This window comes from Achromobacter sp. NCFB-sbj8-Ac1-l (assembly GCF_052695805.1).
Window position 1 is genome coordinate 4,632,110 of sequence record NZ_CP199812.1, and the last position, 14,714, is coordinate 4,646,823.

At 66.8% G+C, this 14,714-nt stretch carries 15 protein-coding genes; 8 read left to right on the plus strand and 7 right to left on the minus strand.

The window, feature by feature from the left end; translation table 11 throughout:
• Positions 1–93: 93 nt before the first annotated feature.
• Complete coding sequence (locus ACUDP5_RS21140) at positions 94–351, plus strand: hypothetical protein (RefSeq protein WP_445657119.1); 258 nt, start codon at positions 94–96, stop codon at positions 349–351.
• Between the two features lie 87 nt (positions 352–438).
• On the opposite strand, the gene ACUDP5_RS21145 is transcribed toward ACUDP5_RS21140, so the two are convergent.
• The 3 genes from ACUDP5_RS21145 to ACUDP5_RS21155 all read right to left on the minus strand — a co-directional run bounded on the left by ACUDP5_RS21145 (position 439) and on the right by ACUDP5_RS21155 (position 3,006).
• A complete protein-coding gene (locus tag ACUDP5_RS21145) occupies positions 439–795 on the minus strand; it encodes a hypothetical protein (RefSeq protein WP_263912124.1) in 357 nt (118 codons plus the stop codon).
• Positions 796–878: 83 nt separating this feature from the next.
• Positions 879–1,775, minus strand: a complete 897-nt coding sequence (locus ACUDP5_RS21150; protein ID WP_445657120.1) for an aldose epimerase family protein — start codon at positions 1,773–1,775, stop codon at positions 879–881.
• A gap of 211 nt (positions 1,776–1,986) precedes the next feature.
• Complete coding sequence (locus ACUDP5_RS21155; RefSeq protein WP_445657121.1) at positions 1,987–3,006, minus strand: NAD-dependent epimerase/dehydratase family protein; 1,020 nt, start codon at positions 3,004–3,006, stop codon at positions 1,987–1,989.
• Positions 3,007–3,099: 93 nt separating this feature from the next.
• Here ACUDP5_RS21155 and ACUDP5_RS21160 point away from each other — a divergent pair, with 93 nt between their 5' ends.
• The 6 genes from ACUDP5_RS21160 to ACUDP5_RS21185 all read left to right on the plus strand — a co-directional run bounded on the left by ACUDP5_RS21160 (position 3,100) and on the right by ACUDP5_RS21185 (position 9,777).
• Positions 3,100–4,002: a LysR family transcriptional regulator gene (locus ACUDP5_RS21160; RefSeq protein WP_445657122.1), complete on the plus strand. Its 903-nt coding sequence runs from the start codon at positions 3,100–3,102 to the stop codon at positions 4,000–4,002.
• A gap of 179 nt (positions 4,003–4,181) precedes the next feature.
• On the plus strand, positions 4,182–4,445 hold the full coding sequence (locus tag ACUDP5_RS21165) for a hypothetical protein (RefSeq protein ID WP_263912128.1): 264 nt from the start codon (positions 4,182–4,184) through the stop codon (positions 4,443–4,445).
• A 561-nt stretch (positions 4,446–5,006) separates the two neighbouring features.
• Complete coding sequence (locus tag ACUDP5_RS21170) at positions 5,007–5,354, plus strand: hypothetical protein (protein ID WP_263912129.1); 348 nt, start codon at positions 5,007–5,009, stop codon at positions 5,352–5,354.
• 133 nt (positions 5,355–5,487) lie between these two features.
• Positions 5,488–8,142, plus strand: coding sequence for a DNA mismatch repair protein MutS (mutS, locus tag ACUDP5_RS21175; protein ID WP_445657123.1), 2,655 nt, complete (start codon positions 5,488–5,490; stop codon positions 8,140–8,142).
• Positions 8,139–9,332, plus strand: coding sequence for a JmjC domain-containing protein (locus ACUDP5_RS21180; protein ID WP_445657124.1), 1,194 nt, complete (start codon positions 8,139–8,141; stop codon positions 9,330–9,332). Before mutS ends, ACUDP5_RS21180 begins: the two co-directional genes overlap by 4 nt.
• 217 nt (positions 9,333–9,549) lie before the next feature.
• Complete coding sequence (locus ACUDP5_RS21185) at positions 9,550–9,777, plus strand: endopeptidase (RefSeq protein ID WP_105557453.1); 228 nt, start codon at positions 9,550–9,552, stop codon at positions 9,775–9,777.
• Positions 9,778–9,929: 152 nt separating this feature from the next.
• Here ACUDP5_RS21185 and bamC read toward each other — a convergent pair whose 3' ends face one another.
• The 4 genes from bamC to ACUDP5_RS21205 all read right to left on the minus strand — a co-directional run bounded on the left by bamC (position 9,930) and on the right by ACUDP5_RS21205 (position 13,448).
• Positions 9,930–11,054: an outer membrane protein assembly factor BamC gene (bamC, locus tag ACUDP5_RS21190; RefSeq protein ID WP_175192761.1), complete on the minus strand. Its 1,125-nt coding sequence runs from the start codon at positions 11,052–11,054 to the stop codon at positions 9,930–9,932.
• A gap of 17 nt (positions 11,055–11,071) precedes the next feature.
• Entirely contained in the window at positions 11,072–11,977 is a 906-nt protein-coding gene (dapA, locus tag ACUDP5_RS21195; RefSeq protein WP_025138040.1) for a 4-hydroxy-tetrahydrodipicolinate synthase, read from the minus strand.
• A gap of 87 nt (positions 11,978–12,064) precedes the next feature.
• Positions 12,065–12,712, minus strand: a complete 648-nt coding sequence (locus ACUDP5_RS21200) for a site-2 protease family protein (RefSeq protein ID WP_263912196.1) — start codon at positions 12,710–12,712, stop codon at positions 12,065–12,067.
• A 109-nt stretch (positions 12,713–12,821) separates the two neighbouring features.
• Positions 12,822–13,448, minus strand: coding sequence for an L-threonylcarbamoyladenylate synthase (locus ACUDP5_RS21205; RefSeq protein ID WP_263912197.1), 627 nt, complete (start codon positions 13,446–13,448; stop codon positions 12,822–12,824).
• An 88-nt stretch (positions 13,449–13,536) separates the two neighbouring features.
• On the opposite strand from ACUDP5_RS21205, the gene ypfJ reads away from it, so the two are divergent.
• A complete protein-coding gene (ypfJ, locus tag ACUDP5_RS21210) occupies positions 13,537–14,388 on the plus strand; it encodes a KPN_02809 family neutral zinc metallopeptidase (protein WP_263912198.1) in 852 nt (283 codons plus the stop codon).
• The last annotated feature ends 326 nt before the right edge of the window (positions 14,389–14,714 follow it).

Here is a 14,714-nt window from a genome sequence, read left to right on the forward strand (position 1 = left end):
AAACTCGACTGCGCGCGACGGGCTTTCGGCCTGTCGCCGCGTTTTCGGGAGTCTGCTCTGATCTGTCACCTGTTCGGCCAAGCCGCGGAACCCATGCTGTGGGGCATGGTGGCGTTCGCCTTGCTGATGCTGCGGCTGGTCCCCCTGCAAGGGTGGAAAGCGGCCGTCGTCGCCGGGGTCACCGCCGGCCTGGTGTTCGACACCATCCAGTTCCGGGTCGGCCCGCCGCGCATGTGGGATGCGCTGGTGCTGGGATCGGTGCTGGCGGCGCTGCTGGTGGCCGCCGTGCTGGAAGGGTTGTTCCTGCTGCTGCAACGGCTGCGCGCCCGCAGCCTGCGTTCCCGGACCTGACTGCACGCCGCCGGGTTCGCTTCGCCCGGCCGTCGGGCCGCTGCGATCACCCGCCCAGCGATCGCGCGCGCCGCGCCCCTTCTGGACTCAGGCTTGGCCTTCCCGCTTGGCGCGAGCATGCGGGTCGCGGATTTCGGCTTCCAGCTCAGCGATCAGCCAATCGAACCAGCCGTTCTCGGTGCGCGCATACACCACCGCGGACGGCGTCTTGCCTTCGCGCCAGCCAGGCTGATGCGCATCCATCCAGGCGGACAGGCTCTTGTGCGGCGCCAGCAGGCCGGACAGCCACGACCACACGTATTCCGGCACGTTGCGCCGAAAGCCCTTGGCGCTGGCGTAGATCGTCGGCTCGAGCGGCAGGTTGCCCGAGCGGGCCAGCTTGGCCTGGACCCGGCGCAGCGTCTCGGCCGCGGCCTGCAATTGTTCGGTGCTGAGCTTTTTCACGTAACGACTCCTGGACTGGTTTTGCCGGATTATCGCCGTAGCAGCGGGCGCTTGCCAGCGGACATTCACACCGGCCGGCAGATTCAACGGGGCGGTTGCAGCGCCAGCAGCAGCGTCGCGCTGAACCGCGCGCCCGGCTCCAGCACTTGCAGGCCGGTACGAGTGTCGCCCGCTGCCGCCAGATTGAAGGCATCAGCCACGTTGGTCACGGGTTCAACGCACAGGAACGACGAGCCCGGCGCCGTGTACACCACCAGATGCGCGAAGGCCGGATCGGCGTGCAGCGCCAGTTCGTGTCCATCCGACCAATGCAGCGTGGCGCGTCCGCCCCATTGCGACAGATAGGTATCGCAGCCCGCGGCCGACCAGCCCAGCTCACGCACATGGGTGGTCTGGCTGCCGGTGGGCAGGCCATCGGCATCCGCCGGCCAGTGGCGGCGCGCATGCAGCGCCACCCGCTCGGCCGTGAAATACGGATGAATGCCGCAGCCAAACGGCATCGGTGAATCGCCTTTGTTGATCATCAGCAGCGTCAGCGACAGGCCGCGCGAGTCCAGCCGATAACGCTGCACGCATTCAAATGCCCACGGCCAGCCCAGCACGCCGGCGGGCTGATCCAGCACCAGATCCACCGCATCGTCGGCCAGGTGACGTACCTGCCAGGCCTGGTACAAGGCGCTGCCGTGAATGGCTTGCGGCCGTCCCGGCAACGACTGCAAGGGATGCCGCGCCCCGTTGAAAGTGAAGACGCCATCGCGCACCCGGTTGGAATACGGCGCCAGCGGATAGGAACCCGCGCGCGGCCACTTCGCGGGCGGCCATTCGGATTCGGCCAACGGCACGATCCAGTCGTGCGCGTCGGTCGACAGGCGCGTCAGGCGCCCGCCACCACCCGGCGCGAACTCGGCGCGATGGGGGCCAAAGGCAATCGTCACCCGCTCGCTGGCATCCAGCGGGGCGGGAAAAGGCAGGTCGGACATCGGGGGCTCCCGCGGCGCTGCAACGGCCGCGTGGCGCCATTGTGCATGTCCGGGTCTGACGGGGGCAAGCCGGGCGGGCCGACAGGCTGGCTGGCTTGGCTGAGTGATTGCCTGCGTGCCTGATTGATTGCCTGCGTCCCTGCTCGGTTGCCTGCTCGGTTGCCCGTCTGCGTGCGTGCGGGCCTGCCTGCGTGCTTGCCTGCTTGCCGGGTCAGGCCAACGCCTTGGCCCTGGCAGGCAATGCGGGCAGGCAACCCAATCCGCGCAAGGTCGCCTCCACGGCCTCATCCAGCGGTGTCAGCGGTTCCGCGCCCAACAGCTCGACCAGCCGCGCATTGTCCATGCGCAGCGGCTGGCGCCACAGATACCGCATTTCCATCAGCTCGCGCAGTGTCGGCACGAACGGCGCCGCCAGCCGCAGCAGCCACCACGGAAACGCGCGCACTCGCGGCCGAACGCCATGACGCCCTGCCACCCGCACGATCGCGGCTGACATCTGCGTGCCGTCCGCATCCCAATGCCCCGCCATATGAAATGCCGCGAACGGTGCCAAGGCGTCGCGGCGCGCCAATACCTGCACCAACGTGCGCGCCACGTCCGGCAGATAGCTCCATTGATGCCCCACCCCACGCGCGCTCGGCGCCTGCACCACGCTCACCGGCCGCCCCGGTTTCACCAACCCTTGCGAGAACCAGTTGTTGCCGGCGCGCGGCCCGAAAAAATCGCCCGCCCGCAGCACGATCACACGCGCGCCACGGCCGCTGGCCACCTGCAGGCGATGTTCCAATTCCACCCGGATCGCCCCCTTGCGGGTCTGCGGATGCTGCGGCGAGGTTTCCGTCAGCACCGGAAAAGCATCCGGCCCGTAGTTGTAGATCGTGCCCGGCAGCACGATGGTGGCGCCCTGCGCCTGCGCCACCGCAATCGTGTTGTCGATCATCGGCAGCACCAGTTCGCCCCAACGGCGGTAGCCCGGCGGATTCACGGCATGCACGATCACCTCGCACCCCATCGCCGCCCGCGCCACGTCCTGCCGGTTCATCGCGTCGCCGCGCAACCAGGTGATGCCGTCCTGCTGCGCCGTTTCCGTCGCCAGCCCTCGCGCCAGGGCGCGCACGCCCCAACCGGCATCGCGCAGCTGCCGCGCCGTCTCACCCCCCACCCCGCCGGTGGCGCCCAATACCAGCGCCGTGCCGGGCTGCTGCGCCTGAATCATCGTTGCCATGCTCATGGTCTTGCTCCTGTCGTCCCATGGCAAACATTCTGGCGCCGCGCCCTCAATAAATAAATTGCTGAACCTGGCGGTGCAGCTATACATTTATGCATGACCAACACGATCGGCTGGGAACTCTACCGCAGCTTTCTCGCCGTCCTGGCCGAAGGCTCGCTGTCCGGCGCCGCGCGCGCCCTGGGCATCACCCAGCCCACGGTGGGCCGCCACATTGCCGCCCTGGAAAGCGCCCTGGGCCAGGTGCTGTTCACCCGGTCGCAAACCGGCCTGCTCGCCACCGACGCCGCCCTGTCGCTGCGCGGCTACGCCGAGGCCATGCAAAGCAACGCCGCCGCGCTGGAACGCGCCGCGTCCGGCCACGGCCCAGGCATCACCGGCACCGTCCGCATCTCGGCCAGCGAAGTCATCGGCATCGAAGTGCTGCCGCCGGTCCTGGCGCAACTGCGACGCGATCATCCCGGCCTGACCCTTGAACTGGCGCCCACCAACCGCGTGCAGAACCTGCTGCTGCGCGAAGCCGACATCGCCGTGCGCATGGCCCCACCCCAGCAGGAACAGCTGATCGCCCGCTCGGTCGGCGCCGTCGACCTCGGCCTGTTCGCTCGCAAAGACTACCTGCGCCGCCATGGCACTCCGGCCAAGCCCGCCGACCTGGCCGGCCACACCCTGATCGGCTACGACGCCTTGACGCCCTTCCTGCGCGAAGCCGGCAAGCGTTTCCCCATTCCCTGGCACCGGGACACCTTTGCCCTGCGCGCCGACAGCGACCTGGCGCAACTGGCCCTGATCCGCGCCGGTGCCGGCATTGGCATCTGCCAGGCTGCGCTGGCCCGGCGCGACAAGACCCTGGTGCGCGTTCTGCCGCAGCAAGCCGCCTTTTCCCTGGCAACGTGGATCACCATGCACGAAGACCTGCGCGCCAGTCCGCGCTGCAAGGTGGTGTTCGATGCGCTGGTGGCCTGCTTGCTGGCGCATAACGGTGCGGCGTCGGGCTGACCGCAGTTGTCGTCGGCGTGCCCGCCCGTCTCTGCGCCCGCAATGCCGGAATGAGGCGAGTGGCACCTGCCCCCAAGGCACCCATCTCAGACTGATGCGACATCACCGCCCAGCGAAATAGGACTGATCGGATATACTGTTTATTCATACAGTATCTAGACCGCACGGGAGGCCCGACCATGACCAGTCTGATCAACACCCCGCCCCCACGCAGCATCTGGCTCAGCGCCTTCCCGCGCCTGGCTGGCGTGAAAAATGGCGACTACCTGCCGCTGGGCCGCCTGCAAGAGGCCACCGGCGTGGAAAGCGGCCCCAAGCTGCGCGACGTCCTGGCCGCCGCCGAACGCGAAGGCCTGCTCCTTATCGACCGCGGTGCCACGCCCGCCAGCTACCGCGCCACCTACGCGCTGGAACGCCAGGTCACCCTGTTCGCGGCCGATTGAGCCGCCGTGGCCACGTCCGACGCCTCGACCGATAGAGTGCTAACGATCACTTGCAATGCTGTTACATCCGGGGAAATAGAATCCTCGGGACTGCAAGACAAGGAGAAGACCATGCAAGAAGAGACCACCAAGCCAGAACCCACCCGCCGCCGCTGGCCGTTCGGCTACGGCCAGGAAGCCAAGATCGGCTGTTGAATCCGCCCCTGGCGGACATGTCGTAGCACGCGCCTGGCATCCACAGCCGGGCCGACCTTATCCATCCTCACCCGCCGTTAGCGACTGAGCGGGTTGCTGGAACCTCAATGGCTTGCGGTGCCATTCCCTGCCTTGTTTCGACGTATGCAATCCCGCTGCGGTGACCCCGGATGCGAGCTCGTCCTACAAGCGAGCGTCTTTGCAGTCTGCACGAACGGTTTTGATTAATCTGCCTGGGTTGAATCAGAAAACGGAACGGCAGTGAAGCAGAATGAACTGACATCAAAGGACTCGTCACGCACATCCATCCAGGGTGGTCGCGGATCCTCGTTTGGCTCTGGGGGCCACGGCGGCGATAATGCGCGAATGAATCGCCTGGCACACCTTGAAAAACGCGTAGATGTCATCGACGGCCGGCTGGGTCGGATCGAGAAGGACGTCGACACCCTCAAAGGCGACGTCATTGCCGTCAAGACCACGCTCGCGAGCATTGACGCGAAGCTGGATATCGGAAGCATCCGCGCATCCGTCGAGAGGGCCCACACCGACATCTACAAGTGGATCGTGAGCATCATCGCGGTGATCGGCGCCATTTACTTCGGTCTGCAACGCATGCCGCCGGCGGCTGCTCCGTGGGTCTATTCGTATCCGCCCTCTCAGCCGCAGGCGATGCCAGCCCCTCTCGCCCCCGTCACGCCACCGCCTTCTCCGTAAAGCAGGGTCACTGGCTCGCTGTTGCCCCCCACAATCCCGCCCTTCCCGCTGACCGCCACTTTTCGTTCACCCCGTCTCACGGGCCATGAACTGCCCGCCACATCCCCCGCCCCGGCCCGATACAATCACGGGCATGAATTCCGCAACACAACACTCCGCCGCCGACGCCCACGCGGGCCACACCCCCATGATGCAGCAATACCTCCGACTCAAGTCGGAGGCTGGTCCGTTGCTGCTGTTCTACCGCATGGGCGACTTCTATGAAATGTTCTATGAAGACGCCGAGCGCGGCGCGCGGCTGCTCAACCTGACGCTGACCAAGCGGGGTTCGTCCAACGGCACGCCCATCCCGATGGCCGGGCTGCCGGTGCACGCAATGGAGCAATACTTGGCGCGGTTGGTAGCGGCAGGTGAATCGGTCGCCATCTGCGAACAGATCGGCGATCCGGCCACCTCGAAAGGCCCCGTCGAGCGCCGCATCGTGCGCATCGTCACGCCCGGCACGCTGACCGACGACGCGCTGCTGCCGGCCAAGGCCGATCGCGCACTGGCGGCAGTCTTCGTGTCCGGCAACGCGCGCGCGCCGCGGGCCGGGCTGGCGTGGCTGAACCTGGCCAGCGGTGATTTCCGCGTGACCGAATGCGCGCCGGCGCAGCTGGAATCCGAGCTGCATCGCATCGCCCCGGCCGAGATCGTGTGCGCGGACAGCGCGGAATTCGACTTCCCGTTCGAGGGCGCCCGTTCGCGCGTGCCGGACTGGCATTTCGAAAGCGATGGCGCGCGCGCGCATCTGCTGGCGCACTTCAAGACCGACACGCTGGCCGGCTTCGACATCGAAGACATGCCCGCGGGCATCTGCGCAGCCGGCGCACTGCTGCGCTACGCGGCCCGCACGCAATCGCAGGCGCTGGCGCACGTGCAGAGCCTGTCGGCCGAACGGCCCGGCCAGTTCGTGCTGCTGGACCCGGTGACGCGCCGCAACCTGGAACTGACGCAGACCCTGTCCGGCGAAGACGCGCCTACGCTGTTCTCGCTGCTGGACGGCTGCCGCACGCCGATGGGCAGCCGGTTGCTGCGCCGCTGGCTGCATCATCCGCTGCGCGAAAACGAGCAAGCCCACGCCCGCCAGCAAGCCATCTCGGCGCTGCTGGCCGGCCGCATGGACGTCGAGCAGACCTTCGGCTCGGCCGGGCTGCTGGAAGGCCTGCGCAGTGCGTTGAACGCGTTTCCCGATATCGAACGCATCGCCGCACGGCTGGCGCTGCGTTCGGTGCGTCCGCGCGAACTGGCCAGCCTGCGCGATGCGCTGCAAGCCCTGCCGGCGCTGCGCGACCTGGTCGAGCCCATGGCCGATTCCCCACGCCTGGGCCAGCTGATCTCGCACCTGTCGGTCGATCCGGCGCTGGCCGCCCTGCTGGTGCGCGCCATTGCCGCCGAGCCCGCGGTCGCCATCCGCGACGGCGGCGTGCTGGCCACGGGCTTTGATCCCGAACTCGATGAACTGCGGGCGCTGGCCGCCGACGGCGGCGACTTCCTGGTGCAACTGGAAGCGCGCGAACGCGAACGCACCGGCATCAGCAACCTGCGCGTGGAATTCAACCGCGTGCATGGCTTCTATATCGAAGTCACCAAGGGCCAGACGGCCAAGGTGCCGGAAGACTACCGCCGCCGCCAGACGCTCAAGAACGCCGAACGCTACATCACCCCGGAACTCAAGACCTGGGAAGACAAGGTACTGTCGGCACAAGACCGCTCGCTGGCTCGCGAAAAGTGGCTGTTCGAACAATTGCTGGATGTGCTGGCCGAACACGTACGCCCGCTGTCCGACTGCGCGGGCGCCCTGGCCGAACTGGACACGCTGGCCGCGCTGGCCGACCATGCGCGCCGCCACGATTGGATCGCACCCGAACTGTCCGAGCAGGCCGACATCGACATCGATGCGGGCCGCCATCCGGTGGTGGAAAACGCCATCGAACGCTTCACGCCCAACGGCTGCCGGCTCGACCCGGCGCGCCGCATGCTGCTGATCACCGGCCCGAACATGGGCGGTAAATCGACCTACATGCGGCAGGTGGCGCTGATCGTATTGCTGGCGCGCATCGGCAGCTTCGTGCCCGCCGCGCGCGCCCGCATCGGCAAGATCGACCGCATCTTCACCCGCATCGGCGCCGCCGACGACCTGGCCGGCGGACGTTCGACCTTCATGATGGAAATGACGGAAGCGGCCGCCATCCTGTCGGCCAGCACGCCCAATAGCCTGGTGCTGATGGACGAGATCGGCCGCGGCACGTCCACCTACGACGGCCTGGCGCTGGCCTGGGCAATTGCCTGCCGCCTGCTGGCGCACAACCGCGCCCTGACGCTGTTCGCCACCCACTACTTCGAACTGACGCGCCTGCCGGCCGAACAGCCCGCCTCGGCCAACGTGCACCTGGCCGCGGCCGAGTCCGCCGGCGGCATCGTATTCCTGCACGAAGTGCGCGAAGGCCCCGCCAGTCGCAGCTACGGGATCCAGGTGGCGCAGCGCGCGGGCGTGCCCGCCGCCGTGATCCGCCAGGCCACCCGCGAACTGGAACGCCTGGAAGCGCAAGGCGCGCCCACGCCGCAGCTGGGCCTGTTCTCGGCCGCTGCCGACGCCGACGCGCAAGCCTACGCCGAGGCCGACCGCGCCGACGCCATCGAGGCCCTGGACGGCCTGCGTGACGAACTCGCCGGCATCGACCCCGACAGCCTGACTCCGCGCGAAGCGCTGGACGCCCTCTACCGCCTGAAAAAGCACCTGCAATGAACCTCGATCATCCCCTGCCGCTGCTGGGCAACCAGAGCCCCAACGACTTCATGCGCCGGTACTGGCAAAAGAAGCCGCTCCTGATCCGCCAGGCCATTCCCGACTTCAAGCCGCCTGTCACCATCGCGGCCATCAAGAAACTGGCCCGCCGCGACGACGTCGAGTCGCGCCTGATCTGGCGCGAGAACGGCGAATGGCAAATGGAAAGCGGCCCCTTCGCCCGCCTGCCGAAAGACAACGAAGGCGACTGGACCCTGCTGGTGCAAAGCGTGGACCTGCACAGCGATGCCGCGGCCGAATTGATGCAGCAGTTCCGCTTCATTCCCGACGCGCGCCTGGATGACGTGATGATCAGCATCGCCAGCCACGGCGGCGGCGTCGGCCCGCACTTCGACAGCTACGACGTGTTCCTGCTGCAAGCGGCCGGTGAACGCGAATGGCGCTACGGGCGCCAGAAAGACCTGTCGCTGGAACCGGGCCTGCCGCTCAAGATCCTGAGCCGCTTCGAGCCCGAAGCGCAAGCCGTGCTGGCCCCCGGCGACATGCTGTACCTGCCGCCCCAGGCCGCCCACGACGGCATCGCCGCGGGTGACGGCTGCATGACCATCTCCATCGGTTTTCGCGCCCCCACGCAGGCCACGCTGGCCCGTGGCCTGCTCGAAGCCGCGGCCGACCAGGTCATGGCGCGCGTCGGCCTGCTGGGTGGTCCGTACGGCGAACCGGCACTGCCCGGCCCCAAGCTGTCGGCCGTGTACCGCGACCCGGCCCAGGCCGCCGTCACGACGCCCGCGCAGGTGCCCGACGCGTTGGTCGAGGCCACCCTGGAGACCGTGCAGAAGCTGCGCTTTGACGACGCGCTGGCCTCGCGCTTTCTGGGCTGCTGGCTGACCGAGCCCAGCAACCTCAGCGTTTTCGATGCCCCTGAAGACCTGGACGTGGACCTGGAAGAAGACTGGCCCACTGCCGGCAAGCTGGTGCTGGACCGCCGCAGCCGCATGCTCTACCGCGGCAAGCAGCTGTTCATCAACGGTGAAACCGCCATGACGCCGGCCTCGGCCGCGCTGTGCAAGCTGGCCGACACCCGCAGCCTGGATTGCGCCGACCCCGCCTGCGCCCGCCTGTGCGACGAAGCCCGCTCGTGCCTGGCCGATTGGCTGGATTCAGGGTGGATCCACTATGTGGCCTCGTAGTATCCAGACACCTATGCGTATCTGTATTGCACAGAACGCAATGAGGTCTGATCGCGGGGTCACATAAGGAAAGACATCACACGTGGCGGAAAGGTTTGTTGCCGTTGGGATGCGACCTTTTTAACTTTCACACTCGCAGGGCTTACGGCTTCCTGTAGCCTGGATTCTGGTTTCCCCTGACGGGGTTTCAAGAGTCGTCATCTACAGGAGTCCAAAAATGATGAGCAAAACCTTGATTATTGCGTCGGTGCTGGCGGTGTCGCTCAGCGCCTGCAACAAGAAGGAAGATGCCCCGGCGCCCGCGAACAACCCCACTCCGGGCGCGAGCACCCCCGCGCCTTCCACCACGCCCCCGGCCACCTCGCCGGCTCCGGCCCCCACGCCCGGCACCACGCCTGGCGGCGGCTCGAACACCCCGGGCGGCTCGACCACGCCCGCATCGTAATTAGAGAAGAACCCCCGCTCTAGGTACGACAAAGCCCCGGCAGCGATGCCGGGGCTTTTGTTTGTCTGACAGGAATGAAAGCGACCAAAAGAAGAGGCCCCCGCAGGGGCCTTTGAACCGCGCAGGCGCTGCATCAGCGCCCGCGGTCGACATCACATCTTGTCTTTCAGCACGCTCAAGAGACGCTGCGCGGTGGCGCTGCTGTCGCGTTCGCCCTTGGCATCCAGCACCGTCACATTGGTCTGGTCGCCGCTGGCGGTCAGGTGGATGCGGTACTGCGGCGCTTCGGCCTTCTTGTCGCCCGAGAACATGCGGCTGAAGAAGCCCGGCTGGTCGATCTTTTCGCCGGTGTCGGTGTCGAAGTAGCGTACGAAGTAGTCGCCGGCCGAACGGTCGCGATCGTCCACGGCGAAGCCGCCGCCGTCCAGCGCGACGCCGACACGACGCCAGGCGCGGTCGAACGATTCGTTGACGATCAGCAGGGCGCCCTGGGCGCGGACGTCTTGCTGAACCGCGGGCTTTTGCGGCGCGGCTTCGGCCTGCTGCACCAGCTTGCGGGCGTTGTCGACGTCGGAACCCAGGTAGACCATCATGCGCGCCAGCATGGCGGCGTTCAGGCCCGGATCTTCCTTGCCGTTCTGCCACTGCACTTGCGAGCCGTCGCCGCCGACGCGCTTTTCGAGCATCTGGCGGTGGCTGACGTAGACTTCGGTGTGACCGTTGACGCGTTCGACGCGGGTGCGGAATTTCTCGCGCTCGCCGCTGTCCCAGGCCGATTCCAGCACCGCGCCCAGGGCTTGGCGCAGCCAGCTTTCCGGGATCTTGGCGCGGTTTTCCGCCCAGTCGGTTTCGATCAGGCCGGCAGCCGGGTTGTTGCTGGCCACGGTAAAGCCGTTTTCGGTCCAGAAGTCGACCAGACGCGGGAAGACGTCTTCGGGGGCACGGTCGACGACCAGCCAGCGCAGATCGCCGTCACGCTCGACGCGCATGTCCTGGCGGCCGGGCAGCACGTTGCTGGCCTTGGGGCTGCTGGCTTGCGCCTGGCCTTGTTGCTGGAACTGCGAGTACGTCGTCGAGCCGGAAGCGGGCGCGCGGTAGCGCGGATCGCTGGCGGCCTGGGTCAGGTCAGGCGGAATGCTCAAAGGCTCTCCACGCTGAGTGACGGCGCTCTTGTAGTTGACGGATTCTTCATTGCCCAGGAATTGGTTGACCTCGCTGCAGCCGGCCAACAACACCAGAGACATCAATGCCGACAGACCGGCATGACGCTTGTTCATACGTATCCTCACGATATTTAGAGCAGACCCGTTTCCTGGAGCACACGACGCACCGATTCATGGTGCTGCGCCCCCAGTTCAACCAGCGGAAGCCGGTAGCCCAGTGCGGTGCGGCCCATTTCGGCCAACGCCCACTTGACGGGGATAGGATTGGCTTCAACGAACAAAGCCTTGTTCAGACGAGCCAGGTGTGCATTTAGTTCACGCACTTTGGGAACATTGCCCGCCAGTGCGGCCGCGCACAGGTCGCGCATGAGCTTGGGCGCGACGTTGGCGGTAACGGAGATATTGCCGCGGGCGCCCAGCAGGATCAGGGCGGCAGCGGTGGGATCGTCGCCGCTGAAGACCTGGAAGCTGGCAGGCGCTTCGCGCAGCAGCAGGCCGCCGCGGGCGATGTCCCCAGTGGCGTCCTTGATGCCGATGATGCCCGGCACCTGGGCCAGGCGCAGGACCGTTTCGTTGCTCATGTCGGCAACGGTGCGACCCGGCACGTTGTACAGGATGGTGGGCAGGTCGACGGCTTCCGCGATGGTGCGGAAGTGGCGGTACAGGCCTTCTTGCGAGGGCTTGTTGTAGTAAGGAACCACGGACAGGCCGGCCTGCGCGCCCACTGCCTTGGCGTGGCGGGTCAGGTGGATGGCTTCGTCGGTGGAGTTGGCGCCCACGCCGGCAATGACCGGAATGCGGCCGGCGGCATGTTCAACCGCCACGCGGATGAGTTCCGCGTGTTCTTCCATGGAAACCGTCGGCGACTCCCCGGTGGTGCCCACCACCACGAGTGCGTCGGTGCCTTCCTGGATGTGCCAGTCGATCAACGACCGGTAGGCAGCGTAGTCAAGGCTGCCATCGGGCTGCATCGGGGTGACGAGGGCCACCATGCTGCCCTGGAAATTAACGCCTGCGGCGGTTGCAGGGGATGCCATAAATGAAGGGCTCCAACGCCCCATGGCGGGATGCCTCAGGGCCAGAATCAATGAAACCGCTGAGTTTAACGGATATTGGCCGAAATCCTACAGAAACCACTGAACGATTGTCGTTCCTAACGCCAGGATCGGACGCATCAATATCCATAGCACATCGGTCACCAGCAGCACGACCACGATGACCAGGCCGTAGGGCTCGATTTTCGAGTATTGCCAGGCCAGCCGGTTGGGCAGCAGGCTGAAAACGATGCGTCCCCCATCGAGCGGCGGGATGGGCAGCAGGTTCAGGGCCATCAGCACCAGGTTGACCTGGACGCCGGCCATGGCCATTTCGTACCAGAAGGTTTCCTGCATGCCGGATTCGAGGAACAGGCGCAGCGAAAACACCCACAGGATGGCCATGAGCAGATTGGCGGCCGGGCCGGCCAGCGCCACCCATAGCATGTCTTTCTTGGGCCGGCGCAGGCGGCCGAAATCCACCGGCACGGGCTTGGCCCAGCCAAACAGCATGCCGGGGCTGCCCATGAGCTTGGACATCAGCAGAATCACGACCGGCACCAGCAGCGTGCCGACGGGGTCGATGTGACGCGCCGGGTTCAGGCTGACACGGCCGGCCTGGTAGGCGGTGGGGTCGCCGAACATGCGCGCGACATAGCCGTGGGCCGCCTCGTGCAGCGTGATGGCGAAGATGACCGGTATCGCGTAGACCGCGATGGTTTGGATGATGTCGTTCATGGCGAACCGGATTGTAGAGGAGCCGCATGACGACATGCGCCGCAGCGCAGGCATCGCCTGACGCGCGCCGGGCGCGCCCGCGCCCGGCGGTGGAGCATGGCAGGCGGATTCAGGCCAGACCCAGCGTGGAAGGATCGCCGCGGCCCACGCGCACCACGACCGGCTCTTCGCTGGTGAGATCGATGACGGTGGTGGGCGAATGCGGGCAGGCGCCGGCATCGATGATGGCGGCCAGTTGGTGGTCGTAGCGCTCGCGGATGGCTTCGGCGTCGTTCAGCGCTTCGGTTTCATCCTTGGGGATCAGCGTGGTGGACAAGAGCGGCGCGCCCACCTGTTCGAGCAGCCCGAGCATGACGGCGTGGTCGGGCACGCGGATGCCGATGGTCTTGCGCGAGGGATGCGAGACGCGGCGCGGCACTTCCTTGGTGGCTTCGAGGATGAAGGTCCAGGGGCCGGGCGTGGCAGCCTTGAGCAAGCGGTACTGGCGGTTGTCGACGCGGGCGAAATGACCGATTTCGGCCAGGTCGCGGCACAGCAGCGTGAGGTGATGCCGTTCGTCCAGGCCACGCAGGCGGCGCAGGCCGTCGGCGGCGTTCTTGTCGTCCAGGCGCGCGACCACCGCGTAGCTGGAGTCGGTGGGCACCGCCACCAGGCCCCCGTCGGTCAGCCATTGGGCGGCCTGCTTGAGCAGGCGCGGTTGGGGATTCGCGGGGTGGATATCTAAATGAAGGGCCATGGGATTATCCTAACACTCTTGAAGGCCGCCCAGCCAATGGCGGCGATGCAACACATGGCGGTCCATCCGGCCCGCCCGGAGACACAGTATGCGCCTTGATGATTCCCGCGAAAGCGACAATGTGGAAGACCGCCGCGCCAGCGGCCCGCGCATCGGCGGACGCGGCACCATCGGCATCGGCACCATCGTGCTGGCGTTGGTGGCCATGTACTTTGGCGTGGATCCCAACGTGGTGCTGCAGATGGCCGAAGGGCCGCCCACGCAGCAGCAGGCGCCGGCCACCAAGCCGCCCGCCAACGACCCGCAGGCGCGCTTCGTCTCGAAGGTGCTGGGCGAAACCGAAGACACCTGGAGCGCCATCTTCCAGAAAGACCTGAACCGCCAGTACGTGGCGCCCAAGCTGGTGCTGTTTCGCGGCGCCACGCCCACGGCCTGCGGCACCGGGCAGGCCGCGATGGGGCCGTTCTACTGCCCGGCCGACAGCAAGGTGTACATCGACCTGGCGTTTTTCGATGAATTGCAGAACCGCTTCAAGGCGCCTGGCGATTTCGCGCAGGCCTACGTGATTGCCCACGAAGTCGGCCATCACGTGCAGCATCTGCTGGGCATATCAGACCAGGTCGACAACCTGCGCCGCCGCAATCCGTCGCAGGCCAACGCCTTGTCGGTGCGCCTCGAACTGCAGGCCGATTGCTTTGCCGGGCTGTGGGCGCAGCGGGCCAACGCGGCGCGCAACATCCTGGAAGGCGGCGACGTCGAAGAAGCGCTGGCCGCGGCCACCGCAATCGGCGACGACCGCCTGCAAAAGCAAAGCCAGGGCTACGTGGTGCCGGACGCCTTCACGCATGGTTCGTCGGCCCAGCGCGTGCGCTGGTTCAAGCGCGGCCTGGAAAGCGGCAACCTGAAGCAATGCGACACGTTCGCGGCCAGCTCGCTGTAGCCGCGCGCAGCGCCGACGATCCCCGTCGCGCGGCGCGGCGCCGGGTCGCGTCCGGCGCCGCAGGCTGACAGTCCGCTGCCAAGGCGCCGGTTTTGCCTGTATATCCATACAGCCGCAAGACCGGCACCGTCTTCATCTTGTAAGATTACGCCCCGCGCAGTTCCCGCTGCGCGGACCAGCTCCCGCAAGGGGGCTTTTCCCATTGGGCCGGACGCTTTCTGCCGGCGGACAGCCTGATTGGGAAAAAACCGCCCCTCTCGCGCTGCCGCGCGCACGCCGGACCCCTGCGGCGACGCGTACCGCGCGACGCATTTCCAGACACTAGA